Annotated in this window: 28 protein-coding genes; 14 read left to right on the forward strand and 14 right to left on the reverse strand. The window is 67.9% G+C overall.

Going from position 1 to position 25116, the window contains the following annotated elements:
- Positions 1-105 precede the first annotated feature (105 nt).
- From GLO27_RS03015 to GLO27_RS03040, 6 genes are all read left to right on the forward strand, one after another.
- Entirely contained in the window at positions 106-549 is a 444-nt protein-coding gene (locus tag GLO27_RS03015) for a MarR family transcriptional regulator (protein WP_029260137.1), read from the forward strand.
- Positions 550-615: 66 nt separating this feature from the next.
- Positions 616-942, forward strand: a complete 327-nt coding sequence (locus tag GLO27_RS03020) for a hypothetical protein (RefSeq protein WP_021198419.1) — start codon at positions 616-618, stop codon at positions 940-942.
- Between the two features lie 273 nt (positions 943-1215).
- Positions 1216-2523 carry an extracellular solute-binding protein gene (locus GLO27_RS03025; protein WP_084487238.1) on the forward strand — a complete coding sequence of 436 codons (1308 nt, stop codon included), beginning with the start codon at positions 1216-1218 and terminating at the stop codon, positions 2521-2523.
- Between the two features lie 70 nt (positions 2524-2593).
- On the forward strand, positions 2594-3466 hold the full coding sequence (locus GLO27_RS03030) for a sugar ABC transporter permease (RefSeq protein WP_021198417.1): 873 nt from the start codon (positions 2594-2596) through the stop codon (positions 3464-3466).
- Positions 3463-4356 carry a carbohydrate ABC transporter permease gene (locus tag GLO27_RS03035; protein WP_167253543.1) on the forward strand — a complete coding sequence of 298 codons (894 nt, stop codon included), beginning with the start codon at positions 3463-3465 and terminating at the stop codon, positions 4354-4356. Before GLO27_RS03030 ends, GLO27_RS03035 begins: the two co-directional genes overlap by 4 nt.
- A gap of 2 nt (positions 4357-4358) precedes the next feature.
- Positions 4359-5057: an alpha/beta fold hydrolase gene (locus tag GLO27_RS03040; protein WP_243844728.1), complete on the forward strand. Its 699-nt coding sequence runs from the start codon at positions 4359-4361 to the stop codon at positions 5055-5057.
- A gap of 1 nt (position 5058) precedes the next feature.
- On the opposite strand, the gene GLO27_RS03045 is transcribed toward GLO27_RS03040, so the two are convergent.
- From GLO27_RS03045 to hisD (GLO27_RS03055), 3 genes are read right to left on the reverse strand one after another with little or no spacing between them, the layout of a single operon-like run.
- Entirely contained in the window at positions 5059-5814 is a 756-nt protein-coding gene (locus GLO27_RS03045) for an aldolase/citrate lyase family protein (RefSeq protein ID WP_021198414.1), read from the reverse strand.
- Entirely contained in the window at positions 5814-6572 is a 759-nt protein-coding gene (locus GLO27_RS03050; RefSeq protein ID WP_167253546.1) for an SDR family oxidoreductase, read from the reverse strand. The genes GLO27_RS03045 and GLO27_RS03050 overlap by 1 nt, the downstream gene beginning before the upstream one ends.
- On the reverse strand, positions 6569-7897 hold the full coding sequence (gene hisD / locus GLO27_RS03055) for a histidinol dehydrogenase (RefSeq protein WP_167253548.1): 1329 nt from the start codon (positions 7895-7897) through the stop codon (positions 6569-6571). Before hisD (GLO27_RS03055) ends, GLO27_RS03050 begins: the two co-directional genes overlap by 4 nt.
- A gap of 100 nt (positions 7898-7997) precedes the next feature.
- Here hisD (GLO27_RS03055) and GLO27_RS03060 point away from each other — a divergent pair, with 100 nt between their 5' ends.
- The 4 genes from GLO27_RS03060 to GLO27_RS03075 all read left to right on the forward strand — a co-directional run bounded on the left by GLO27_RS03060 (position 7998) and on the right by GLO27_RS03075 (position 12191).
- A complete protein-coding gene (locus GLO27_RS03060) occupies positions 7998-8999 on the forward strand; it encodes a LacI family DNA-binding transcriptional regulator (RefSeq protein ID WP_167253550.1) in 1002 nt (333 codons plus the stop codon).
- A 156-nt stretch (positions 9000-9155) separates the two neighbouring features.
- Entirely contained in the window at positions 9156-10136 is a 981-nt protein-coding gene (locus tag GLO27_RS20215) for an ester cyclase (protein WP_021198410.1), read from the forward strand.
- A 20-nt stretch (positions 10137-10156) separates the two neighbouring features.
- A complete protein-coding gene (locus GLO27_RS03070; RefSeq protein WP_021198409.1) occupies positions 10157-11326 on the forward strand; it encodes a cupin domain-containing protein in 1170 nt (389 codons plus the stop codon).
- Positions 11319-12191, forward strand: coding sequence for a nitrilase-related carbon-nitrogen hydrolase (locus GLO27_RS03075; RefSeq protein WP_167253552.1), 873 nt, complete (start codon positions 11319-11321; stop codon positions 12189-12191). Before GLO27_RS03070 ends, GLO27_RS03075 begins: the two co-directional genes overlap by 8 nt.
- A gap of 193 nt (positions 12192-12384) precedes the next feature.
- Here GLO27_RS03075 and GLO27_RS03080 read toward each other — a convergent pair whose 3' ends face one another.
- Entirely contained in the window at positions 12385-13326 is a 942-nt protein-coding gene (locus tag GLO27_RS03080) for a LysR family transcriptional regulator (RefSeq protein WP_021198407.1), read from the reverse strand.
- A gap of 76 nt (positions 13327-13402) precedes the next feature.
- On the opposite strand from GLO27_RS03080, the gene hisD (GLO27_RS03085) reads away from it, so the two are divergent.
- Complete coding sequence (gene hisD / locus GLO27_RS03085; protein ID WP_167253554.1) at positions 13403-14719, forward strand: histidinol dehydrogenase; 1317 nt, start codon at positions 13403-13405, stop codon at positions 14717-14719.
- 131 nt (positions 14720-14850) lie between these two features.
- Here hisD (GLO27_RS03085) and GLO27_RS03090 read toward each other — a convergent pair whose 3' ends face one another.
- Together GLO27_RS03090 and GLO27_RS03095 are read right to left on the reverse strand one after the other, a co-directional pair.
- Positions 14851-15603, reverse strand: a complete 753-nt coding sequence (locus tag GLO27_RS03090) for an SDR family NAD(P)-dependent oxidoreductase (RefSeq protein WP_029265225.1) — start codon at positions 15601-15603, stop codon at positions 14851-14853.
- Between the two features lie 268 nt (positions 15604-15871).
- Complete coding sequence (locus tag GLO27_RS03095; protein WP_167253556.1) at positions 15872-17257, reverse strand: SUMF1/EgtB/PvdO family nonheme iron enzyme; 1386 nt, start codon at positions 17255-17257, stop codon at positions 15872-15874.
- Positions 17258-17374: 117 nt separating this feature from the next.
- Here GLO27_RS03095 and GLO27_RS03100 point away from each other — a divergent pair, with 117 nt between their 5' ends.
- The 3 genes from GLO27_RS03100 (at position 17375) to GLO27_RS03110 (ending at position 20259) form a co-directional block, all read left to right on the forward strand.
- The gene (locus GLO27_RS03100; protein ID WP_021198403.1) at positions 17375-17764 is read left to right on the forward strand and encodes a metalloregulator ArsR/SmtB family transcription factor; all 390 of its coding nucleotides are present in this window, start codon (positions 17375-17377) and stop codon (positions 17762-17764) included.
- Between the two features lie 2 nt (positions 17765-17766).
- On the forward strand, positions 17767-18744 hold the full coding sequence (locus GLO27_RS03105; protein ID WP_021198402.1) for an SRPBCC family protein: 978 nt from the start codon (positions 17767-17769) through the stop codon (positions 18742-18744).
- Positions 18745-18906: 162 nt separating this feature from the next.
- Complete coding sequence (locus tag GLO27_RS03110) at positions 18907-20259, forward strand: FAD-dependent oxidoreductase (RefSeq protein ID WP_167253558.1); 1353 nt, start codon at positions 18907-18909, stop codon at positions 20257-20259.
- On the opposite strand, the gene GLO27_RS03115 is transcribed toward GLO27_RS03110, so the two are convergent.
- From GLO27_RS03115 to GLO27_RS03150, 8 genes are all read right to left on the reverse strand, one after another.
- Positions 20250-20975, reverse strand: coding sequence for a Pr6Pr family membrane protein (locus GLO27_RS03115; protein ID WP_029260131.1), 726 nt, complete (start codon positions 20973-20975; stop codon positions 20250-20252). The two genes, GLO27_RS03110 and GLO27_RS03115, sit on opposite strands and share 10 nt — an antisense overlap.
- Before the next feature lie 92 nt (positions 20976-21067).
- On the reverse strand, positions 21068-21457 hold the full coding sequence (locus GLO27_RS03120; RefSeq protein WP_167253560.1) for a DoxX family membrane protein: 390 nt from the start codon (positions 21455-21457) through the stop codon (positions 21068-21070).
- 29 nt (positions 21458-21486) lie between these two features.
- Positions 21487-22248: a ribonuclease H gene (locus GLO27_RS03125; protein ID WP_167253561.1), complete on the reverse strand. Its 762-nt coding sequence runs from the start codon at positions 22246-22248 to the stop codon at positions 21487-21489.
- A 58-nt stretch (positions 22249-22306) separates the two neighbouring features.
- On the reverse strand, positions 22307-22567 hold the full coding sequence (locus GLO27_RS03130) for a hypothetical protein (protein ID WP_029260129.1): 261 nt from the start codon (positions 22565-22567) through the stop codon (positions 22307-22309).
- A gap of 95 nt (positions 22568-22662) precedes the next feature.
- Complete coding sequence (locus tag GLO27_RS03135) at positions 22663-22998, reverse strand: hypothetical protein (protein WP_021198396.1); 336 nt, start codon at positions 22996-22998, stop codon at positions 22663-22665.
- 64 nt (positions 22999-23062) lie between these two features.
- Positions 23063-23368, reverse strand: a complete 306-nt coding sequence (locus tag GLO27_RS03140) for a protealysin inhibitor emfourin (RefSeq protein WP_031206693.1) — start codon at positions 23366-23368, stop codon at positions 23063-23065.
- Positions 23343-24413 (reverse strand): M4 family metallopeptidase, encoded by a 1071-nt coding sequence (locus GLO27_RS03145; protein WP_167253564.1) that lies wholly within the window; start codon positions 24411-24413, stop codon positions 23343-23345. Before GLO27_RS03145 ends, GLO27_RS03140 begins: the two co-directional genes overlap by 26 nt.
- A gap of 180 nt (positions 24414-24593) precedes the next feature.
- On the reverse strand, positions 24594-25037 hold the full coding sequence (locus GLO27_RS03150; RefSeq protein WP_029260126.1) for a hypothetical protein: 444 nt from the start codon (positions 25035-25037) through the stop codon (positions 24594-24596).
- Between the last annotated feature and the right edge of the window lie 79 nt (positions 25038-25116).

The raw sequence follows: 25116 nt of genomic DNA on the forward strand, positions 1-25116 counted from the left end.
CATCCTCTCATCGTCGGAAGCGCCTGATGATCGCACATTTTGCTAGACAGTCCAGTAATCAGCTCGTCGAGGTAACATTGGGCGGCGGAGATGGGGAGTGGTGACATGGGGCAGAGGCTGGAGATCGCGACACCGGAACTCGCGCGGGAGGTGGATGCGCTTCGCCGTGCCGACGCGCGGCTCGGGCGCCGGCTCGCTGCGGGGCGCCAGCCGAACGAGACCGATCGTGCCGCCATGCGTCTGATCGCGGAAGCGCCCGCCGATCGTCCGGTGACCCCGCGGGATCTGGCCGGGCATCTGGGCGTGAGCACCGCCGCGGTCACGTCGGTGCTCCGTCGACTCGCGGAAAGGGGCCAGGTGGTCGTCTCCACCCATCCCCAGGACGCGCGTTCGAAGATCGTGCGCCCGTCGTTGCGTGACCTGCATTCTCCCGCCGACGAGATCTCGCGGCGGGTCGAGGGGATCGAGAGCGAGTTCACACCCGACCAGCTCGCGGTGATCTCACGGTTCCTGCGACGTCTCACCGAGGAGATCTCGGACCTGACCTGAGCCGACTTCCAATTAGCTAGCTAAACTAGTAATCTATTTTCCGAGAGATAAATCGGAGGAGGAGTAATGGGTCAGCTCAGCTATGCCGGAGAGTCGCAGACGTTCGAGGTCGACGACGAGGTGCTCTCTCACCTCCGTCTCGTGGCGGTCACCAAGCTTCGCCGCGGCGAGTCGTTCCCGCTCACGCTGCGTGTGTCGGACTCGCGCACCGAGACGCTGTGGATGCACGCCTCGATCCCGGTCCGCTTCACGATCGACGCCGACGTGGAGTTGCAGCGGCCGGTGCTGGTCAAGATGATGGCGGCGGCGAGCGGCGCCGGGGGCCTCGACCTCACCGACATCGACTTCACGCCGCTGAGCTCCTCCGCGAGGGTGATGCACGCCGTCGCCTGACGACAAGCTCGCCTCCCTCGCCGATGCACTCCTGGGCAAAGCAGTGCAGCTCGCGGGCGGGGAGGTGCGCGGCCACGCAACCGGGGGGTTCGCGTCGCCGCTTCTGACGCTCGGCCATCGAGAATCGGGTCCCGATGGCCGAGCGTCGATTCTGTCAGAGGGCGGTGTATCCGCCCCAGGGGGAAGGGCGCGAGCAGTATACGTATTCAATACGCTCTCTTTCTGAAAACATAGGCTTCCCTAAGTTGACTGCATACGTATACCATCGGCGTCATGGGACACATGAAGCATCGGACATTGCCGGTACTCGCCCTCGCAGCCGTGGGCATGGTCGCCCTCTCCAGCTGCGGCGCCGGGACCCGCACCGACAACCAGAACGCGACAACGGTGTCGTGCGACTACACCGCTCCTGAGGGCTCGACCACGGTCAACGTCCTCGCCTACAATTCCTCCGCCATCGACCCCTTCACCGACACCATGGTGTCGAGCTGCACGACCGACGACGTGCAACTGAAGCACGACCCGATCGACTTCGGCGGGCAGGTGACCAAGACCACCGCCACCCTCTCCGGCGAAACGGGCACGTACGACATCGTCGAGACCTACGGTTTCGTGATCCCCAGCCTCGCGCAGGAGGAGAAACTCGTTCCTCTGAACGATCTCTTCGACAAGTACGCGGATGATTACGGCCTCGACGCGATCAGCGAGTCGATGCGTGAGGGCATGTCGTTCGACGGCGAGCTCTACGCCCTGCCCATGCAGGCGCAGATGTTCGTGATGGCCTATCGGACGGACATCTTCGACGATCTGGGTCTCGAGGTGCCGACGACATTCGACGAGATGATCTCCGCGGCCGACGCCATCAAGACGGCCGGACTCATGGACTATCCGATCGCCCTGCCCTGGCTCGCCACGAGCGACGTCACGACGAGCTTCCAGGCCGCGATGAACTCCCTCGGCAGCGACTTCGTCGACGAGAGCGGAGATGTGACTCTCGACACCCCTGAGGCGAAGCAGGCCGTCGATGCGATGCTCGCGCTCAAGCCCTACATGGATCCGCAGGTGACCACCTTTGATCAGCCGAAGGTGCAGCAGCAGATGTTCAACGGCACCGCGGCGATGTCGATCATGTTCTCGGGTCGCATGATCGACCTGACCCTGCCCGCCAATTCCAAGCTCGCCGACTCCTTCGGGTTCGCCGGGGCGCCGAAGGTCACGGATGACGCGGAGTACTCCTACAACCGCCTGTCGATCGACGGCTGGTCGATCCCGTTCAACACCAAGCTCGATCACGACATGTTGTTCGTCATGATGGCTTCGGCCGTGAGCGAGGACGCGTCGAAGGCCTCCGTCCCCGCTGCCTATCCGGCGCGCGAGGGCATGGTCACCGAGAAGAACTCGCCCTACGGTGCGGCCGCGAACGACTCGCTCGCGTCGGCCAAGCCGCCCATCGTGTCGCCGGCGCTCGCCGACATCACCAACGAGATCCGGCCGATCCTGGTCGAGATCCTCAACGGCAACGTGTCCGTCGATGCCGGGCTCGCGCAGATGCAGGCAGCGGGCGAGAAGATCGCCGGCTGATCCACGCCCGCCCGTCGATGACTGTGGCCTGAGCGATGTTCAGGCCACAGTCCGTCCAGGAAGGACGCACATGAAGGCCCGTGAGTTCTGGTTGCTCTTCGCCCCGAGCCTGCTGGTGATGTCTGCGCTGCTGGTGCTACCTCTGGTCCGCACCGTGCAGTGGAGCTTCGAGCAGGTCCGCTACGGTACTCCCGGCACGTTCGTCGGGTTGGCCAACTTCACCGATGCGCTCACCGACACGCGCTTCCACAAGGCTGTTCTGTTCACGGTGGCGGTCACGGTGATCACCACCATCATCCTCCTCGTCGCCGGTTACATCATCGCCACCGGGATCAATCGCATCACCACGTCCCGCCCACTCGTGCTCGGCATCATGCTCGTCTCGTACGTGCTGCCGAACCTCGTCGGTGCCGTCGCGTTCTCGTGGTTGTTCGACGACAACTTCGGTGGCGTCGTCAATCGCCTGATCGGGTTCTTCGGGGGCACACAAGTGCTGTGGTTCACCGATCAGGTGCCCAACGCGATCCTCGTGATCGCCAACACCGTCTGGCACATGCTTCCGTTCGCGATGCTCATCATCCTCGCGGGACTGCAGGGTGTGCCGGCCGAGTTGAAGGAAGCCGCGAAGATCGACGGCGCGAGCGCATTCCAGACCCACCTGCACGTCATCATCCCGACGATCCGCGGCGTACTCGGGTTCGTGACGCTGATCACGATCATGGATGTGCTGCGGATGTTCGACAACCTCATCCCCTTGTCGCCCCAGGCGCAGTCGATCGGGAACGAGTCGATCATGCTCTACGTGTACTCCGTGGCGTTCGCCGACGGCGCCGAGAAGCTGGGACTCGGCAGCGCGATCAACGTGCTCACGATCCTCCTGATCCTCGTCATGCTGATCCCGTTCATCCGGGGCATCTTCAAGGAAGCGAAGGCAGAACGATGAGTCTCATGGCGCCCGACCTCTCGACCAGGGCCATCACGACCGGAGGCGCCTCGAAGCGCCGACGCCGTGGCCCCGCGCGTCCTCCCGTCATCACGGGCCTCCTGCTCGGTGTGCTCTGCATCGTGATGCTGAGTCCTTTCATCTGGATGACGCTCTCGGTGACGAAGCCGACAGACGTGGCGTTCGCCAACCCGCCCGTGCTCTGGGACTACCAGCCGACGCTGCAGGCATTCGTCGATCTCTGGGAGACCACGTACTTCGCGGACTACCTGGTGAACACGATCGTGGTGGCCGTCGTCTCCACCGTGATCGCCCTCATCATCGGCATCCCGGCGGCCTATGCGCTCTCGCGCTTTCCGAGCTACATCTCCGCCCTGCTGCTGGTGGTCGCGCTGATCTTCCGCGCGCTGCCACGCTTCGCGGTCGTGCTGCCGATGTACGACATCAGCCGCGCTCTCGGCATCTACGACACCACGTTCGCGCTGGCCATCGCGCTGGTCGCGATCAATCAGCCGTTCACGATCTGGCTGCTGCGCAACTTCTTCGCCGAGATCCCCAAGGAGCTCGATGAGGCGGCGATGATCGACGGCTGCACGAGGATCGGGATGCTGCGCCGCGTCATGATCCCGCTGATGGGGCCCGGGATCCTCACCGCGGGTATCTTCGTGTTCCTGTTCGCGTTCCAGGAGTACCTCACCGCGCTCGTCCTCACCGACACCTCGTCGAAGACGGCCCCGGTGTTCATCGCCACACAGCTCGGGCAGACGCTGCCGATGCTGCAACAGGCTGGAGCTGCATCGATGCTGCTCACGATCCCGGTGTTCGTCATCGCGTTCATCGCGCAGAAGTACCTCGTCGCCGGCCTCAGCGACGGCGCTGTGAAGGGGTGACGATGTTGCCGCTGGTGCTGCTCGCCGGCATGAACTGCACGCACGATCTGTGGGCGGATGTCGCACTCGAATCCGTCGTCCGCCCAGTGCTCGATCGCGACGACATCGACGAGCAGGTGCGGGTGCTGCGAGCAGATCTTCCCGAGCGGTTCGTGCTGGTCGGGCATTCCCTCGGCGCGATCGTGGCGATGGCGCTGGCCGTCGCTGCCCCGGAGCAGGTGGCCGGTATGTGCCTGGCGTCGACCAACGCCAAGGCGCCGACCAGCGCCCAGCGCGAGGGGTGGCGGGACTGGCTCGCGCGGCTCGATCGTGGCGATGGTGCGAGAGAGTTGCAGGCGAGCATCCTGCCGGCGCTGCTGGGCGATGCCGCGGCACGCGAGCGCCCCGACCTCGTCGAGCGCGCGCTCGCGATGGGAGAGAACACCGGGGTGGCCCGGCTGCGCGCCCAGCTGCATCTGCAGCTCAGTCGTCGCGACCTGCTCGACGCGCTGCCCGCCGTCTCGACGCCGACGCTGGTCGTCTCCGGCCTCGACGACCTGATCTGCCCGCCGCATTTCCATACCGAGATCGTGCAGCGAATGCCCGATGCCCGACTCGTCACCCTCGACGCCGGACACCTGCTGCCCCTCGAGCGCCCGGAGGCCTTCGGAGCGCTGCTGCGTTCGTGGCGCCTGCAGCTCACGGGGGCCGGGGCGCGCTGAGTCAGCGCAGGGGGGAGGCCAAGTCGGTGAGGTGCGTGAGAAGCGACGCGGCCAGGTTGTAGACCACGAGGTCCGCCCCTGCGGCGAAGGCCGCATCCGCTGCAGCGCGCGTGCCGACGATGTCCATGCGCAGCGAACCCGCCTCCGCCACGGCCGCGTGCACTGCGGCTATTGCTTCCGCAATGGGCGGATCGCCCTGGACCGAACTCGCGGCGAGATCCGCCGGACCGACCATGATGCCGTCGAGCCGCGGTATCCCGACGATCGTCTCGACGTTGGCGACTCCTCGGGGTGATTCGATCATGCCCAGCACCAGCGTGTTCTCGAGCCACCAGTCGCGATGCTCGGAAGGTTCGACCTGGCCGAACCGTCCCGCGCGGCTGTAGGTCGCGAACCCGCGACTGCCGATCGGTGGATACAACGCGGCGTCGATGAGAGCCACCGCATCGGCGGCGGTGTCGAGGTGCGGGGCGAGGATGCCCTCGGCGCCCTGGTCGAGCGCCCGCAGGATCAGCCCGCGATCGTGCTCTCCGACCCGGACGATCGTCGGGACCCCGTGCACGGCGGCGACGGCGATGTGCTGACGCAGAGCGGCGAGATCGGCCGGCCCGTGCTCGCAGTCGATCAGCACGAAGTCGAACCCCGAGACGGCGAGCATCTCGACGAGCTCCTCCGACGGCATCCGCAGCAGCGCGCCGATCAGCTGGTCGCCCGCGTTCGCGCGCTCTCGTAGGGAGGTGTGATCGCGCGGGGCCATCACGCCACCATCCCGGCGGAGAGGTCGACGTCTGCACCGCACATGCCCGGCATGGCGAGCATCGCCACGACGGCCTGCCCGACCTCGGTCTCTGTGACCATGCGTCCCAGCGCAGCGCGGGAGACGAAGGCCTGCTCGGCCTCGTCGACGCTTGAGCCCGACCGCTCGGCTTCCAGCCGGAAGTTCCGCTCCATCCTGGGGCCGGCGACCGGACCCGGCGAGAGAGAGTTCACCCGGACGCCGGCCGGCCCGACCTCGAAAGCCAGGGTCGAGGTGAGTCCGATCACCGCCATCTTCGACGCGCAGTACGGTGTGCGGTGCGCGAGAGGCCGCTTGCCGGAGACCGAGGCGACGTTGATCACGTCCCCGTCGCCGCGCGCGATCATGCCGGGGAGCAGCGCCCTGCAGAGGAGGAAGGTGCCGCGCACGTTCACGTCGAACACGTCGTCCCAATCGTCCACGGCGATGTCGGTGAGGGCCGCGACCGGGCCGGGGATGCCGGCGTTGTTCACGAGGATCGACACCTCCGTGCCGCCGAGCGCCTCGCGCAGGGCGTCGACGGATGCCGCTTCCGACACGTCGCACGACAACCCGCGCGCCCTCGGTCCGAGCTCCGCCGCGACCGCGGCGAGCTTGTGCTCGTCGCGGCCGACCAGGACGACGTCCGCGCCGGCGGCGTGCAGAGCCCGGGCGATGGCTGACCCGAGCCCGCTGCCGCCGCCCGTGATCACGGCCGTGCGACCGGTGAGGTCGGTCATCGCGACTGCGCTCCGACCGCGTGGCTCTCCTCGATCCAGGCGAACTCGGTGCCGGCGTGACGCCAGGCGCGCGCATCGCCGGAGCGAGCGTGCCCCTCGAACAGCTCGACGCGCGCCGCACGGCCGCAGACGGCGCCGAGCTCGGCGGACGACTGGGTGTTCTGCACCTCCTGATAGGTCACGGTGCGCAGGTACTTGCCGACCCAGAGTCCTCCCGTGTAGCGGGCGGCGCCGAGCGTCGGCAGCACGTGGTTGGTCCCGATGACCTTATCGCCGTAGGAGACGCAGGTGTTCTCGCCGAGGAACAGCGCACCGTAGTCGTGCATCTTCGTCAGCGCCTCGCGCGGGTTCTGGGTGAAGATCTGCACGTGCTCGGATGCGAAGCCGTCGGCGATCCGGTACGCCTCGTCGAGGTCGTCGGCCACGATCACCTGGCCCCAGTCGCGCCAGGCAGGACCTGCGTAGTCGCGAGTCGGCATCCCGGGGAGGATCTTCTCGATCCAGTCCATGACGTCCTCGGCGAGCCGCTGCGAGGTGGTGACGAGCACCGCGGGGGAGTCGGGCCCGTGCTCGGCCTGCGAGAGCAGGTCGACCGCCGTGAAGAAGGAGTCGGCGTGCTCGTCCGCGACGATCAGGATCTCGGTCGGGCCGGCGAACAGGTCGATGCCCACCTCGCCGAACAGCTGACGCTTGGCCTCGGCGACATAGGCGTTGCCAGGGCCGGCGATCATGTTCACCGGATCGATCGAGTCTGTGCCCACGGCCATCGCCGCGACCGCCTGTACGCCGCCGAGGAGGTAGATCTCATCGGCGCCGGCCATCTTCATGGCAGCGATGGTGGCGGCGGGGATCTCGCCGCGGATCGGCGGAGTGCACGCGACGACGCGAGGGACGCCGGCGACCTTGGCGGTGATGATCGTCATGTGAGCGGAGGCCGTGAGCGGGTACTTGCCGCCCGGGATGTACGCACCGGCGGCCTGCACGGGCACGTGCTTCTGGCCGAGGAAGACGCCGGGGAGCGTCTCGACCTCGATGTCGACCAGCGAGTCCCGCTGTGCCTGGGCGAAGCGCCGGACCTGCGACTGCACGAACTCGATGTCGGCGATCACCTGGTCGGGGAGGGTGCCGATGATCTCCGTGATCTCGTCGTCGGAGAGTCGGTACGAGTCGCGGCTCCAGCCGTCGAACTGCTCGGCGTACCGCCGGACGGCGACGTCGCCGTCCGCTCGGATGTCGCCGATGATCGCCCGCACGCGTTCGGCGACGTCCTGCTGAGCGGTGTCCGCGAACGTCTTCGTCGGCGCGGTCTTCAGATGCAGGGGCATGGCCCGTCCTTTCATTGCATACGTATGTGCTGATTATGACCGCGTATGCATTCCGGCGTCAAGGGCAGTAGAATCCCTGGAATCGAGGGGGAGGTGTCGAATGGTTGTCACGAGTCGTGATGTGGCCCGGTTGGCAGGCGTCTCCCAGCCGACGGTGTCGCGGGCGTTGCGCGACGATGCGCGCGTCTCCGACGCCACGAAGCTCCGCGTCCGGGAGGCCGCCCAGCTGCTCGGCTACGTGCCGAGCGAGGCGGGTCGAGCGCTCTCCTCCGGTCGTACGCGGCGCATCGGCCTCCTGCTCACCGACCTCGATAACCAGTTCTATTCGCACATCATCGCGCCGGTGCATCGTGAGCTCGAGGCGCGGGGGTATCAGTTGATGCTGCAGACCGAGAGTGCCGACAATGACACGGTGGTCGAGCGTCTGGTCGCGAACGGACTCGACGGTGTCATCCTCGCCACCACCACGGTCGACTCGGTGGTGCCGCTGCGCCTGCAGGATCGCGGCCTGCCGTTCGTGTACTTCAACCGCACGGGCGCGATGGTCGACGCCGATGCCACTGTCGTCGACCCGGTCCCGGGGTATCTGGAGGCGGTGGGTCGGGCGGCACGGCTGGGACACCGACGTGTCGCGGCGGTCCTCGGCCCGAGCAACACCAGCACGGCCCAGAGCCGGGAGGCCGCTCTGCGCGACGCGCTTCACGCGAACGGTCTCGCGCTGAGCGAGAGCGATACCCGCCGTGTGCCCTACGACACCACCGAGGGCGAGGCGGCGGCCGCCGAGCTCCTCGCGGCGGACCCCCGCGCGACGCTGATGTTCTGCGGCAACGACGTGGTTGCGTACGGTGCGCTCAATGCGGCCCACCGCGCGGGTCTGCGAGTGCCGGACGACCTGTCGATCATCGGCTTCGACGATCTGCCGGAGGCCGCGTGGCCGCTGATCGACCTCGCGACCGTCGGCTACGACATCGCCGGCATGGCGCGTGCTGCGGCCGGTCTCATCGTCCGGCGAATCGAGGATCCGACGGCGGAGCGGGAGAGCGAGCGCTTCGGATCCGCATTCGTTCCGCGGCGGACTCTGGCGGCCGCCCCCTCGCTCTGAGGCGGCGCACCGGCGCGAGGCGAGCTCCGAGCCGCACATGATCACGTGTGCGCTGACTTCGCTCTTGCGCGCCCTTGTGCATACGCATACACTGACGGGAACGAGGCCTGCGATCACGGATGAACCGCAGACTCTGATCTCGAAGGAGCGAAAAGCGTGTCTCTCGACCCGGTTGCCTATCTGCCGTACAAGGACCCCGACGACTTCATCCGCGAAGTCACCGATCTGATCTGGGTCGATCGGTCGATCCACTACATTCGCGAGAACTACGAGCCCGACTCGATCGTTCACGGGGCCTACGGGACTTCGAACACGCGCGACGAGGTGATCGAGGGCACCCTCATGCGCATCTCTGCGACGCCTGATCGCACCGGCCAGGCGGCCGATGTGATCTGGGAAGCGCGCGGCGATGACGCCTTCCTCAGCTCGCACCTCGTGCTCTCCGGCCAGCTGCAGACCTCCGAGCACAGCTACACGATCGCCAACTGTCTCTACCGCAAGGGGCGCATGGTCGAGGAGTGGGTGGTCCGCGATTCCTTGGCGGGAGCCCTGGCGCAGGGCGCCGATCTCGACGAGCTGGCTCGCGCGCAGGCCTTCCGCGGCTACACCGGCTCGTGGACCGAGCCGGCGCCGTCCGACCCGATCGCGAAGGGTGACTCGGGGGCTCGGCCCGACGACTACCGGTCCGAGGTCGAGACCGTGATCGACATGATCCAGACGGTGTGGAACGACCGCGACCTGCAGAAGGTGGAGAAGTTCTTCCACCGCGACCTCGTGCTCCAGACCGTCGGCAACAGGGTCGTCATCCGGCCGGAGGGGTACCGCCGCGCGTTGCTGAAGTTCCTCGAGTCCTTTCCCGGCGGTCATTTCGAGATCCGCGACATCCAGACCAACTACGACGTGCGCTACGCGGGTCTACGCGTGGCCGTCACGTGGAAGTTCACCGGGGCCTACAACGGCAAGGCCAACTACGGTCCCCTCACCGGCCAGCCGGTCGACGTGCTCGGCATCTCGCAGTTCACCTTCCACCAGGGGGCGCTCGTCAAAGAGGTGCGTCTCTGGGACGACATCGCGCTGCGGGCCCAGATCGCCGGTATGCGCGGCGACGAGCCGGTCGGCCCCAGCAACATCTACTGATTCCTGAAGGAGAGAAGAACATGAGTGACGTCATCGACGACACGAAGACGATCATCGTCGACACCGCGGAGATCGAGCGTCGGACCATCCGGCGTACCGATTGGGTGCCCTGCAACTCGGCGTTCATCGACTGCCGCACCCCGGGGTCCGACCGCAAGGAGAACTACGCCTTCATCGGCGCCGGGGTCTCGCAGAACGCGAACCAGTATGTGAACCTCGAGGAGAACCACGGGTTCAACACGGGCGCAGCCGGCATGCCGAACGGCATCTCGAACAATCTGCATCTGCACTTCACAGCCGAGGTGTTCATCAACCTCGGCGGCGAGTTCCGCCTCCGCTGGGGCGTGGACGGCACGCAGGGTGAATACGTCAGCCACGACGGCGACATCGTGACGATCCCGACCTGGATCTTCCGCGGGTTCACGAACGAGGGTCCGGACGACGGCATCCTGTACACGGTGCTCGGTCGCGACGACAACGGCGGCATCATCTGGGGCCCGTCGGTTCTGCGCGAGGCGGAGTCGTATGGCCTGCACCTCACCGCCGACAACCGGCTGATCGACACCGTCGCCGGCGACGTGCTGCCGGACGACGTGGCGCTGATCACACCGATGAAGCAGCACTACATCGACGAGCTCACGACGTATACGGTCGAGGACATGCGCTCGCGCGTGATCCAGCCGGGTGACCGCAAGTACTCCGCAGCCGCGCTGCTGTGCGCAGCGGTCGAGGGTGGACGCGTCGAGCTCGCCACCGCGATCGGCTACGGAATGTCGGAGAACCGCCGTCAGGTGCCGAACGTGCACGAACCCCATTCCTTCAACCTCGCGTGGGTGAAGGCCGAGCCCGGCCAGGGAGTGCTCCGCCACCGCCACGACAAGACTCAGGCCCTGCTGTTCACGACCGGTCGTTGGGAGGTCACGCTCAACGACGACTCCACGACCACCGTGAACCTCGGCCCCGGCGACGCCTTCTCGGTTCCCGAGGGGGCCTGGCGCTCATACACCTGCATCGAGGGTGACGAGAACGGAACCGGCACGGTGCTCGTGATCAACGGCGGCGATGACCGTGTCTACCTCGAGTGGGCACCGGAGGTCGTCGAAGCCGCAGCCGCGGCCGACTGGACGATCGACCCCAACGGCTACCTGGCGCCTCTCGGGGTGATGGTCACCGCCACCGAGGATGACTGAGGGCGAAGGAGCGCGAGGCGCGGACCGCCCCTCGCGCTCCGGCGTCTCGGCGACCGCCTCGACGCCTGACGACGAGATCAGGGCCGTCGCCCTCTCGCCGGAGATCGTGCTCGGCGACGTGGACGGAAATCTCGCCCGTATCCGCGACGCCATCTCTGCGGCTGCCCGCACGGGTGCGCAACTGATTGTGCTGCCGGAGCTCGCGACGAGCGGGTATGTGTTCGCCGATCGGGAGGAGGCCTGGGGTGCGTCGATCGCCGCGGATGATCCTCGCTGGGGCATCGTGCAAGAGGCCATCCCGGAGGACGCCGTCGTCGTGGTCGGCTCCGCGGAGCGGGCGGGCGAACAGCTCTTCAACTCCGCCGCGGTACTCACCCGCACCGGGCACGTGGCCGACTACCGCAAGTCGCACCTCTGGGGCGCGGAGATCCACGTCTTCGACCGCGGATCGGAGGCCGGTCTTGTGGTCGATGTGCCTTTCGGACGCCTGGGCGTGGCGCTCTGCTACGACAACGAGTTTCCTGAGGTGCCCCGAAGGCTCGCGCTTGCCGGGGCCGATGTGCTGGCGCTGCCCGTGAACTGGCCGCTCGTGCCGCGTCCCGCGGGTGAGCACGCTCCGGAGCTTATCCAGGCGATGGCGGCCGCCCGCTCCTCGCGGCTCCCGGTGGTTGTCGCCGACCGCTGGGGGTCGGAGCGGGGCGTCGACTGGACGGACGGCACCGCCATCATCGATGAGCAGGGATGGATCGTCGCCTTCCGGGCCGTGATGGGGGCCACCGCGCGGTTGTCTCTCGCTGCAGCTCGGGACAAGACGCTGGCGCCGCACAACCACCTCTTCGGCGACCGTCGGGCCGAGCTGTACTGAAGGTCTGGCGCGGCCCCGGGTGGGGTGTGAGTCGGGTCCGGGTGGCGTATCGAGGATGCGCCGTGTCGGGTGCACGCGTCGAGTGCGGTGTCGGGCGGAGAACTCGGCGTCGGGCGGAGAACTTGGCAGCCGGGTTCCTCCCCACGGGGTGAAGTCCTCCTCACGGGGTGATCCTCCGCATCGGGGGCGAAGTTCAGTCGAGCGGGTCTGCGTCGAGGGGGGTGCGACCCCGGTGCTCCGGAAGCCGCTCGCGCAGCATCTTCTCCGCCAGCTCGGCCAGTCGCTGTGTCGCCGGCGACAGGAGCACCCCCTCGCGCTGCACGAGCGCGATCGTGTCGTGCATCGGCTCCGAGAAGGCGAATGTGCGGACACCGCTCGGGAAGCCGTCCGCCTCGGCGATCGACCGCGACACGATCGTGTCGGCGGTGCCGGCGGCCACCAGGTCGAGAGCGGTCTCGACGTGCTCGACCTCGACGGCCGGGTCGATCGAGAGTGCCTGCAGGCGGGCGCGTTCGAGGAGCTGTCGTCGGGTCGGGTCATCCCAGCCGGCGAAGGCGTCGTAGAGCACGAGCTTCGCGGCGGCGACCTCCTCGATCGTGACGGGGCCATCGTCCGGGTCTCGGGTGGCAGAGGCGTAGAGCACCTCGTCGCGGAACAGCGGGCGCACCTCCAGTCCGTCCTCGTCGACCGGCAGCACGAGCAGTCCCGCTTCCAACTCGCCTTTCGCGATCGAGCGGGCGACGTGTGCCGAGTTGATGCCGATCAGCCGCAGCCGCACGTTCGGGTGCCGGTGGTGGAACGTCTCGGCGAGGTCGGCCAGCGCATAGTACGCCGCGTTGCGCAGCACCCCGAAGGTGCACGTGCCGCGCTCAAGGGACGTCAAAGCCCGGATGGTGTCGATCCCGTTCTGGACCGCGCTCACAGTCTGCGTCGCGTGCGGCCGCAGTTCGAGCGCTGCCGTGGTCGGCAACAGGCGGCGGCTGCCGCGCGTGAACAGGGTGACGCCGAGTTCGCGTTCGAGGCGCGCGACGAGCTCGGACACAGAGGCCTGCGTCATGTCGAGGTGGGCGGCCGCGGCGGTGAAGGAGCCGTGTTCGAGCGATGCCAGGAACGCCGTCAGCTGGGTGATGGTCACAGCCAATGGTAAACCCGATGGAAAGGCACGTATCAACAGGGTTGTCGGATGATTGCAGCGGATCTAGCCTTCCTGCATGCGTTACTCCTCGACAGTGCTCGCCCGCCTCGACGGCGCGTTCCACCACCTCAAGACTCCGCTCATCGACGCGCCGGCTGCACAGCGCGACCCGGCTGTCATCGAAACCGTCACCGCGATGCTCGCCGACATCCGCGAGCGCGGCATGGATGCGGTGCTCGACTACGCCCGGAAGCTCGACAACTACCAGGGCACGGACATCGAGCTCACCGCCGAGCAGATCGCGAGCAGCGGTGACCGTCTCGACCCCGCTCTCCGAGCCGCGATCGAACTGGGCGCTGAGCGCACGCAGGCGTTCGCGCGAGCCTCGCGGGAGCACCTGACCGACTTCGAGACCGAGTTCGTGCCCGGCATCGTCACCGGAGCCAAGTACATCCCGGTTGCCCGTGTCGGGGCGTACCTGCCGGCGGGACGGTTCCCCCTCACCGCGAGCGCGTTCATGACCGTCGGTGTCGCCAAGGCCGCAGGCGTGCCCACCGTGATCGCCTGCACTCCACCGCAGCCCGATGGAGGAGCGAACGATGCGGTCGTCTACGCCGCCTATCTCTCAGGCGTCGACCGGGTGTTCGTCATCGGCGGTGTTCAGGCGCTCGCCGCGATGGCCTACGGTCTGCTCGGGGAACTGCCCGTCGACATGCTCGTCGGCGCGGGTAACGCGTTCGTCGCCGAGGCCAAGCGCCAGCTGTTCGGCACCGTCGCGATCGACTTGCTCGCCGGTCCCAGTGAGGTCGCCGTCATCTCGGACGACACAGCCGATCCCGAGCTCGTCGCTGCTGATCTGCTCGGTCAGGCCGAGCACGGCCCGAACTCCCCTGCCGCGCTGGTGACGACGTCGGAGGACCACGGGCGCGCAGTGATCGCCGCGATCGACCGGCAGCTGGAGACGTTGGCGACCGCGGAGATCGCGGGGGCCGCGTGGCGTGACTACGGAGTCGTGACCGTCGCGAAAGACCGCGAGACAGCCGCCGCGCTCATGGACGACCTCGCCCCCGAGCACCTGGAACTGCTGACTGCCGACGACGACTGGTACCACGACAATCTGCGCAACTACGGTTCGATCTTCCTCGGTCCGTGGAGCACGGTCGCATACTCCGACAAGGGGATGGCCGGCACCAACCACGTGCTGCCGACCGCCGGGGGAGCCAAGCACAGCGCCGGGCTGTCGGTCTCGCGGTTCCTCAAGCCCTTGACCTACCAGCGCATCACGCGCGAGGCGACCCCGGCGCTGGCGAACGCCGTGCAGGTCATCTCCGACTCGGAGGGCATGGCGGCTCACAGCGCGACTGCGACCCTGCGGCTCGCCGCCCTCCAGTAGCCCGCTGCCCGCTGTCACCCGCAGGACGAAACGCCGGATGCATGAGTGCTGTCCGGCGTTTCGTCCTGCATCTGGTTTCTGTTCATGCATCTGCGCGGGCGGGCAGGGCACCGAGGCAGAAAAGGGGGGTGTCAGAGCGCGGTGTATCCGCCGTCGACGAGGTGGTAGCTGCCGGTGATGAAGCTCGCCGCATCGCTGGCGAGGAAGGCGATGAGGTTCGCGACCTCGTCGGCCTGGCCCAGGCGTCCGATCGGGTGCTTGCTCACGAGGAAGTCCTTCGCCTCGTCGCCCATGTTCGCGAGCAGCGGGGTGTCGATGAAACCGGGGCCCACGGAGTTCACGCGCACGCCCTTGGCGGAGTACTCGAGCGCCGCCGACTTGGTCATGCCGACCACGCCGTGCTTGGCGGTGACGTAGGCGGGGGAGCCGGCGAAGCCGACGCTGCCGAGGATCGAGGCGATGTTCACGACCGAGCCGCCGCCGTTCGCGAGGATCGAGGGGATCTGTGCCTTCATATTGCGGAAGACCGCGTTGAGGTTGATCGCGATGACCTTGTCCCACGCCTCGTCCTCGTACTCGGCCGTCGGAGCGCTGGCGCCGCCGATGCCCGCGTTGTTGACGCCGATGCGCAAGGGAGCGAGCGAGTTGGCGAGTTCGATGGAAGAAGCGATCCAGGCCGCATCCGTCGCATCGCCGACTGAAGCCTCTGCCGTGCCGCCGGCAGCGCGGATCTCTTCGACGACCGCGTTCGCGTGCTCCGCGTTCAGGTCGTTCACGACGACGGATGCGCCGTTCTTCGCCAGCAGGAGAGCGGTCGAGCGTCCGATTCCGCTGCCTGCTCCCGTCACGATCGCCGAGCGGTTCGAGACGTCGTACTGAGCCACGAGTGACTCCACTTCCGGGCGGGCACGGTGCCGGGAGATCTTCTCGGACGGTCCGTCCTTCACTCCAGCCTACGCCTGAAAATGTGGGGTGGATTCACGTGAATGGATGTCGGCGACGCGATGCCGCCGGCACCAGCGGACTCTGCCGGAGCAGGGAGCCCGACGAGCCCGGCCGGGGCGGTCGTTGGGCGCGCCCGTCGCGACGGAGCGTCCTCGACCGTTCGGCGAGGACGCTCCGCAGCGTGTGGTGGACGGTCTTCGTCGCCGTTCAGAGCACGCGCACGAGGCGGAATCCGAACATGTTGGTCGCGGTCTCCGACGAATAGTAGGCACTGCGATAGTCCAGTCGCAGATTCTGGGGCTGATAGTTCCACGCGCCCCCACGCACGACGGGGAACGGTACTCCGCCGTCATGCGGGCTCCCGTCGTTCGCTGCGGCGGAGAGATCCTGTACCCAGTCGTCCGCGACGAATTCACGCGCGTTCCCGGTCACGTCGTACAGCCCATACCCGTTGGGCGCGAAGCTTGCCACCGGCGCGGTGTACGGGTAGCCGTCGTCGACGCCGGTGCTGTCCCAGCCGAATCCGTTGGTCTCCTTCGACGAGAGGTCGAAGCTGTTCGCGTACTCGTTCACGCGAGAGAGGTCGTCACCCCAGTAGAACGTCGTGGTCGCACCGCCACGCGCCGCCCACTCCCATTCATCTTCGCTGGGGAGTCGATAGGTTTCCCCCGTCTTCGCACTGAGCCATGACGCGTATGCGTTCGCATCTTCGCGCGTGATCGCGACGACGGGAGAATCGGTCGTCTGGGGGAATCCAGGATTCAGGTAGTCCAGCGCAGCGTTGAACTGCATGGCGGAAGGATCCTGCGGGTTCCACCATCGAGCTCCACCGCGAGGACGATACTTCGTCTCTTTGACGAACGCACTGAACTGACCGACCGTCACCTCGGTCGTGCCGAAGGCGAGTGCCTCACTGATCGTGACGTCGCGCTGGGGCGTCTCGAAATCACGACGGTTCTCCGGGACGTTCCAGATCTGCTGTTCCTCCGCTGTCGCCCCCGCAACGTAGTCGCCCTTCGGCACCACGACCATCTCCGGGAGGCCGGGAAGATCACGGAACACCGTGCCCGGTTGCGTCTGAGCGCTGACATCGGCACGCGATCCTTCCACTCGCGCCGGGCGGGTCTTGTCGCGCTTCTTCAGAGAGTCGTCCATCGATGCCACGCGGTACTGCCATTCCGCCACCGAACCCTGAAGGAACATCACGGAATCGAGCACGCCCGGCTGGTATCCGGGCTGCGTGGCGAGATCGAGCAGGTAGGTGGATTCCACCTGAAGCCGCTCCAACGCCGTCTTGAAGCTCTCGTACTGCGGAATCCTCGAGCGATCTTCGTCCAGAGCGAGGATCGCTTCGTTCACCGCGGGAACGACGGCGCCATAGGTGGTCTTCGCGTCGGATCGCCACACCAGCGACTCCTCGAGATCGTCGAGTGCGCGATGGGCGGCATCTGCTCCACCGCGACCCATCGGGGATTGGGCGAAGGCAGGCGTGGTCGAGGTGGCGACGAGACCCAGCGTCAGAGCGACCGCGGCGGAGACCCGCACCGCAGTCGTGGAACCCTGCGTCGGCCCGGAATCAATATTACGTAACATGTTAAGTGTTCCATTCTGTTGATCCGGGAGTATACCCACCCCGTCTATGGCGCGAGAGTGCGATCTCGACACTTTCCCTCTTGACACACCCGCTCCGCGGGCATAACGTACAACCAAATGGTTGCACAAAGAGAACTGAGCGAAGCGGAGGTCGACCGTGTCTTCCACGCACTGGCGACGTCGACCCGGCGCGACATCCTGCGCCGGACGATCGAGCGTGAGCAGTCGGTCTCGACCCTCGCCTCCGAATACGAGATGTCGTTCGCCGCGGTGCAGAAGCACGTCGCCGTGCTCGAGGCCGCGAACCTCATCGTCAAGCGCGCCGAGGGACGCGAGCGGCTCGTCCGCGCGAACCCCGAGATGATCGCCCGCGCCAGGGCGCTCCTCGCCCGATACGAAGAGCTGTGGCGGTCGCGCATCGCCCGACTCGACGACCTGCTGGCCGAGACGCCTCGGCCCAGCTCATCCGACACCAGCGACACCACGAAGAACGAACAAGGAGACTGAACATGCCTGTCACCGACGTCACCACCGATGCCGAGAACCTGACCATGACCGTGGTCGCCGACTTCGCGGCCCCCATCGACCGCGTCTGGAGCGCGTACTCCGACCCGCGTCAGCTCGAGCGCTTCTGGGGTCCTCCCGGATGGCCGGCCACCTTCACCGCCTGGGACCACACCGTCGGCGGGCGTGCCGTCTACTCGATGAACGGTCCGCGCGGCGAGAAGTCGTCGGGTGCGTGGGAATTCGTATCGATCGACGCGCCGCACGGCTTCGAGGTCATCGACTCGTTCGTCGACGAGGAGGGAAAGCCGCTCGACGGATTCCCCGCACAGCGGATGTCGTTCTCGTTCGAGCCCACCGCCGAGGGCACCCGTATGGTGACCACGAGCCACTTCGACTCCGTCGACGCGCTCGAGCAGGTCGTCGAGATGGGCCAGGTCGAAGGCATCAAGATGGCGATGGCGCAGCTCGACACCGTGCTGCAGGATCTCCGCGAGTACGCGCAGGGCAAGGGCACACGGGTGGAGCTGCTCGACGACACCCACGTGCGCATCACCCGCCTGGTCGAGGGGCCGCGGGAGCTGGTCTGGCGCGCGCACTTCGAGCCCGAGCTCATCCGCAAGTGGATGCTCGGACCCGACGGCTGGGAGATGACGGAGTGCGTGGCCGCCACCGAGGTGGGCCAGTCGTACCGGAACTCCTGGGCGCCGGTCGGCGACACCGAGGGGCAGCCGTTCGGGTTCGAAGGTGAGGCGCTGCTGATCGACGCCCCGCGCCGGGCGGTCAGCACCGAGCGGATGCAGGGCATGCCCACCGAGACGCTCAACGATCTGAACCTGTATGAGGAGGACGGCGCGACTCTCGTCACGCTGCTCATCGAGTATCCCGACAAGGAGACGCGCGACATGATCCTCGCCACCGGCATGGCCGACGGCATGGAGTCGTCGTTCGCCCGCCTGGAGCGGGAGCTGCTCTCCGTCTGACGCTGCATCTGCGCGCAAGCAGTCGCCGTTTCAGGCGTTCACGCCGGGTCAGGCCGATCTCCCCCCGAGACGGCCTGACCCGGCGTTTCGGTCTGACCCGGCGAGGCCGAGCATCGAGGCGCCACACCTCCACGCAGGTGTTCGGGATAAGGTGGCGACACGATGAGGATCACGCGCCGCACTCTGCTCCTCGGCGCCGGAGCCGGTGTCGCTTCGGTGCTTCTCGCCTCCTGCACTCCGGAACCGGCACCCACGCCGACGCCCACTCGCACGCGCGAGCCCGAGCCTCCGCCCGGTGTCCCGGCGGCAGCCGGCAGCATCCGCAGCACCTGGACCACCGATCCGTTCGCGCTCGGCGCCGCCAGCTTCACGCCAGTGGGCGTGCTGGCCGGCACGCGTCTCGCGCTGGGGAAGCCCGTCGACGGGCGCCTGTTCTTCGCGGGGGAGGCGACGGATGAGGATGCTCCCGGAACGGTGCGCGGCGCGATCGGCTCCGGTGCGCGCGCGGCCGAGGAACTCCTGATCCCGGCGACCTCGGGAGAGCGTGTCGCCGTCGTCGGCGCAGGGCTCGCCGGAGCCACCGCTGCCGCTCTGCTCGCCGAGGGAGGGCTGGAGGTGACGGTCTTCGAGGCCAGGGATCGCGTCGGTGGGCGGGTCTACTCCCGCGTCGACGAATCGTGGCCCGTGCCGGTGCAGCTCGGCGCCTGGCTCTTCGGCGCAGACGACGCTGATGTGCTCGACCGGATGAGCGAGGGAGAGGTCGGCGTCGTCGAACTGGCCGGCGAGATCTGGCGCGGACCCGACGGAGCTGTCGACCCGGTCGACCCTCAGCCCTTCGACGCGGCGATCACGGCGGCACAGGCCGCGCCCGAAGACTCCTCGGTGGCTGATGCTCTGACCGCCGCCGGAATCGATACCGCCGACCCCGCGACGAATGCGCTGCTCGCGATCCTCGCCGCCCGCACCGGTGCCGGAGCCGACGAACTGTCCAGCTGGTTCGCGCCGCCACTGCCGACAGGAGACCCGAAGGCGGCGACCGGCGACGTCACGCCATTCATCGAGCAGGCCCTGGACGGCGTCAAGGTGGGGCTCAACTCCCCGGTCGCTCGCCTCGCGTACGACGACTCCGGAGTGAGCGTGCGCCTCGGTACCGGAGAGGCGCTGTCGTTCGACCGCGTGCTCGTGACCGTGCCGCTGGGTGTGCTCCAGGACCGCAGCATCGAGTTCGACCCACCCCTGCCGTTCTCCAACCGCGGTGCGGTGTCGGCGCTCGGCATGGGCGCGATCGAGACCGTGTGGCTGCGGTGGGACGAGCCGTTCTGGGAGAACGAAGAGGCGATCTGGCACGCGGTCGGCGCCGATGCGGTGATCCCGACCTGGATCAACCTGCGACCCGCGACCGGCGAGAACGTGCTCGTGGGCATCGTGGGAGGTGCCGCGGCCGCCGAGTTCGCGAAGCTCGACGAGGACGAGGCCATCGAAGCGGCCCTCGCCTCGCTGGCCCTCTACGTCTGACCGATACGTTCACCGATCGGCGCCTGCTCGGGTGTCGGGGTCTCGGAGCTCGCGTCGACGTCCACGCGCAGTCGTCTCGGCAGCGGCATGCGGCTGACGAGCACGAGGACGGTGGCGACCGCGGCGAAGGTGCCGAGAGCGATCGCCGACGAGAGGATGAACTCCATCGGGCCGCTCACCTGTCGCGGGTCGAGGAAGTAGTACGGGTACCAGCCGATGAGCGGCCCGCGGATCATGGTGGCGACACCCCAGATCACCGGGTAGGCGAGCGTCACCGGAATCACCCGCCAGGAGACGGAGCGGTGGCCGGGTGCCAGTGCCCACGCCGCCACCGTCACGGCGGGGAGCCAGAAGTGCAGCACCTGATCCGACCAGGGCACATCGATGCGGATGCCGCGGATGCCGGCCTGCCAGACCAGGATGGCGAACACGAGTCCGGCGGTGATCGTCCAGGTCAGCACGAGCGCCAGGGCGACCGTGAGCCAGCGCGGATCGCGAGCCGTGCGCAGGGCGATGACCCCCGCGATGCTCAGCAGCACCACGAACGCGATGTTCGACTGGTTGGTCAGATACGCGAAGAAGTTCTGGCTCGCGATGGTGTTCGACGCCAGTCCCCAGGCGAGTCGATGGATGAGTGCGACCAGGCAGACGGCGGCAGCGCCGAGGCGGAGCAGGCCGAAGACGGTGCGGGCCTTCACCGCTGCGTCACCACCCATTCCGTCATCAGCCGAGTCTACGGACCGCAGCTCGGAGGACCCGTCATGCGCGGAGGGTCAGCGTTCTGGTGGTGGAGAGGACGTGGCGTGAGTCAGCGTCGGGGTTCGCGGGTCGACCACAGGGCAAGCGCGACGAGCACGGGCTGGAAGAACAGCCGGACGAAGCGCTTCATGTCCGTGTCGAGCCCGAATCCGTCACGGTGGTGCATCCACTGCGCCACGTTGCCGGGAAACACAGCGACGAAGAACAGGGCGGCGAACGTGCCGACCGCACGTCGACGGCGCCGTGCCAGCAGCAGCGCGGAGCCGAGCGCGACCTCGGCCACGCCCGAGGCGAGCACCGTGGTGTCGGGGTCCAGCGGCAGCGACTCCGGCACCTGGGCCTGGAACTCCTCGCGGGCGATCGTGAGGTGCGAGACCCCCGCGAAGACGAGGGAGGCGCCGAGGAAGAGGCGACCGATGGTGCGGGCGGGAGTCGACATGATGCGAGTGTACGCCTCGGTCGCTGCGCTCAGATCAGGCGGCGGAGCGCCTCTTCGAGCGAGACACCTTGAGCCTCGGCGCGGTCGCGCAGCCGCGCGTGCTCGTCGGACGAGAGCGGGATGCGCAGCTCGATCGGGTCGTCTTCCGGCGCATCTAGGCCGTCGAGGAGATCGGATGCCTCGGCCCACAACGGCTCGGCGACGGCGGACGCAGCGGTCGGGGAGGCGGCGGAGGCCATCGTCGGCGAGGCCGCCCGAGCGGGGGCCGCCGAGGGGGCGGAGGCGGCGACCGGCGCCGACGCGGCGACCGCGGCTCCGGCATCCGTGCCGCGGGTGAAGCCCGGTCCTCGACGTGGTTCCTGCTTCGCCTGGTATGCCTTGGCCGCAGCGTTCGCACGTTCGTCGGCGGCCTCGTTCAGCGGGTGCCCCGCGTGCCCCTTGACCCAGGAGAACTCGACGTCACGGCCGCGGATGGCCTCGTCGATGCCCTCCAGCAGGTCGCGGTTGAGCACGGGGCCGCCGTCGGACTTGCGCCAGCCCTTGCGCTTCCAGCCCGGCATCCACTTCGTCACGGAGTCGATCACGTAGCGGCTGTCGCATTCGATCAGCAGTTTCTCGTCGGTGCCCGCCGTCGCGAGCAGCAGTTCGAGCACCGCTCGCAGTTCCCCCTGGTTGTTGGTGCCGTGCGGCGATCCGCCGGCCGCCCAGTTGTCGTCGTCGATGTACCAGGCCCAGCCGTTGGGGCCGGGGTTGCCCAGGGCGGAGCCGTCTGCGGCGGCGGTGATCGTCATCCCTCAACCGTAACGGTGAGCGCGACGTCGCCCTGTCGCGTGAAGGGCGAGCAGTCGGTCAGTCGCCTTCGGGGTCGTCGTCCAGCGGCTCGTCGTCCAGCGGCTCGGCGTCGCCGGTCGAGGCGGCCTCGGGGACCGGGGGCGCGACCGGGAACAGGACCGAGCTCAGGTCGCCGCTGGTCTCCGCGCCGAGCCCGATCGACAGTGGATCGACGACGGGCGCGGTGTCGAGCACCTCGGACTCGGAGCGTTCGAGCGGCTCCGAGGGCAGCACCCACTGGTTCTCTTGTTCTTCAGGCTTCTGCTGGAACAGTCCCATGAGTTCCATTGTGACCCCGAGCCGCCGTGAGGAGGCCGGATTCACACGGGATTGATCGGATGCGGCTCCGGTGGTCGTCGCCGACGTCGTGGCTGTCAGGCCGAGGCCGCGCGCCGGAAGGTGAAGTATCCCGAGACGGCGCCGTGATTCACGACGCCCGTTCCGGTGCTCATCACCCGATCGGATGTGGTGGCGCCCGATCCGACGAAGGCGTATCCCGTGTGCTCGAGGCGCCAACCGACCCTCTCGACCTCGCTGAGGAAGTAGCCGACGCTCTCGTTCTGGAGGTAGTCGTTCGCCGCCGAACCCCAGGACGACGGGGCACCGGTGAGGCGGCTGACCTCGACGTGCAGGTGCAGGAGAGGATCGCCGCGGGTGTGTGCTTCGCGTGCCGCACCGAGCAGTCGTTCAGCTTCTTCTATCGTCAGCACGAGCCCCCTCTTCGTGTCGCCGTCGGCAGACGGCTCACCTGAGAGCGTACGTCGGCTGACGGCGTCAGACCGAGGCCGCGCGCACGGCCTCGACGAGTGCCCGCCAAGGGCCTTCGAGCGCGGAGTCGGGCAGTTCGCGCTCGCGCCGCTCGGATGGTGTGCGCGCCTGGATGCTCCACATGAACCGATCGGCGCCGGGTCCGCCGTCCCGCTCCTGATCCCACGGGCAGCGGTCGATCAGATCGATCCACTCCGCCGCGTCGTCAGTGCCGGCTTCCACATGCCACTGACGGCGGATGCCGGCGATGCCGCCGGTGCGCACCACCGCGATCACGACCTGCGCGTCAGTCGGTGGAGGGGACTCGCTCATCCTCATAGACTCCCACGGTCGTCCACGCCCGTCGAGCTGCTGCGGCTGTGGCGGCATCGATGTCCGTGGCCGCGGCGACTGTCGCGTCGGCGAACTGCGTGAAGGTCGCGGTGCTCGACAGGCCGCCGGTGAGAGCGCGGTACCAGACTGTTCCCGCCCGCTCCCAGGCATTGCCGCCGAGGTAGATCGCGAAGAGGGCGAATGCACGGTTGGGGATGCCTGAGTTGATGTGCACCCCGCCGTTGTCTTCGGTGGTGCGGACGAAGCCGCTCATGTGGTCGGGCTGCGGATCCCGGCCGAGCTCATCGTCGTCATACGCGGTGCCGGGTGCGATCATCGAGCGCAGCGCCGCGCCCTCGACGGCGTCGGTGAAGATCTCGGCACCGATGAGCCACGTCGCCTGGTCGGCCGTCTGGCTCAGGGCGTACTGCTCGGTCAGGGCGCCGAACACGTCGGCGATCGACTCGTTCAGGGCACCCGGCTGCCCCTGGTATTCGAGGTTGGCGGTGTGCTGCACCACGCCGTGGGCGAGCTCGTGGCCGATGACGGTGAGCGAGCCGGTGAAGTGCTGGAACACCTCGCCGTCTCCATCGCCGAAGACCATGCGCTCGCCGTCCCAGAACGCGTTGTCGTAGTCGACGCCGTAGTGCACGGTCGCATCCAGCGGGGCGCCCGCGTCGTCGAGAGAGTTGCGCTCGAACGCGGCCAGCAGCATCTCGAACGTGGCGCCGAGGCCGTCGAAGGCCTCATTCACCGCGGTGTCATCGACCGGGGCATCGTCTTCGCCTCGCACGACCGCGCCGGGCAGCTGCTGCGTGTTGCCGGCGTCGCTGATCGTGCGGTTGGGGGCATCGGACAGCTGCGCCACGAGGTCGCCGTTCTCGTCGATCGACAGGTCGATGCGCGCGCGGAAGGGTGGTCGACCGGCGGTCAGCGTCTGTCTCGCAGCTGCGGCGGCCTTGGGGAATCGGCCTGACTCGGCCAGACGCGCGAGCAGGTACGAGGGGACCACTCCATGACGTTCTCCGGATGCTGTGCTGCTCATGCTGCGACCCTACGCCGGGACGCCGACGTTCGTGTGGCGCGGGCGCGTTGCGGCGAGAACCGCGTCGGGTGGACCCGGCGTGGGGCGGAGTTCTCTGTGTCGGGAGGAGCCGTGCCGCGTGGCTGTCCGCCCGACGCGGAGTTCTCCGCCGCACACGGTGCCTCCTCCCGGCGCGCGCCCTCAGTCGTTCTCGATGCTCAGCACGGTCGTGCGCAGGCCGTCGGACTCGTACTGCACCGGCATGCCCGGGTGGTCGATCGAGAACCAGAAGATGCCGTCGTCGGTGTCGTACCGGCGGCAGGTGAGCGCACCGAGCGGGGTCGTCAGGCTCACGGTCGACACGCTCGTCGTGCCGGCGTCGAAGGCGGCATGGCCCTGCAGTTCCGCCCAGGTCACCCGATTCGAGACGACGGCCTTGGGGTCCTCCGCTGCCCAGCGGTCGAGCGTCGCTCCCTCGTCATCGGTGTCGTGGAAGCGGTTGACGTGCTCGCCCATCGGTCCGTCGGGGCCTTCGAGCAGCAGGTGGATCACCATCCCCGTGCCGGTGGCGTCGCGGATCTCGGCGGCGGTGAACGGCGTCGGGAGGAGTCCGGGGCCGAGCAGGTGCGGATCGGGATCGGTCATGAAGACAGTCTGCGCCATGGTCCGGGCCGCACGTCACGGGATGGTCTCGATAGGCAGGTCCGTCGCCCCATTCCTTGAC

It is taken from the genome of Microbacterium sp. Be9 (assembly GCF_011754135.1).
In the GTDB taxonomy this organism is placed as follows: domain Bacteria; phylum Actinomycetota; class Actinomycetes; order Actinomycetales; family Microbacteriaceae; genus Microbacterium; species Microbacterium maritypicum_A.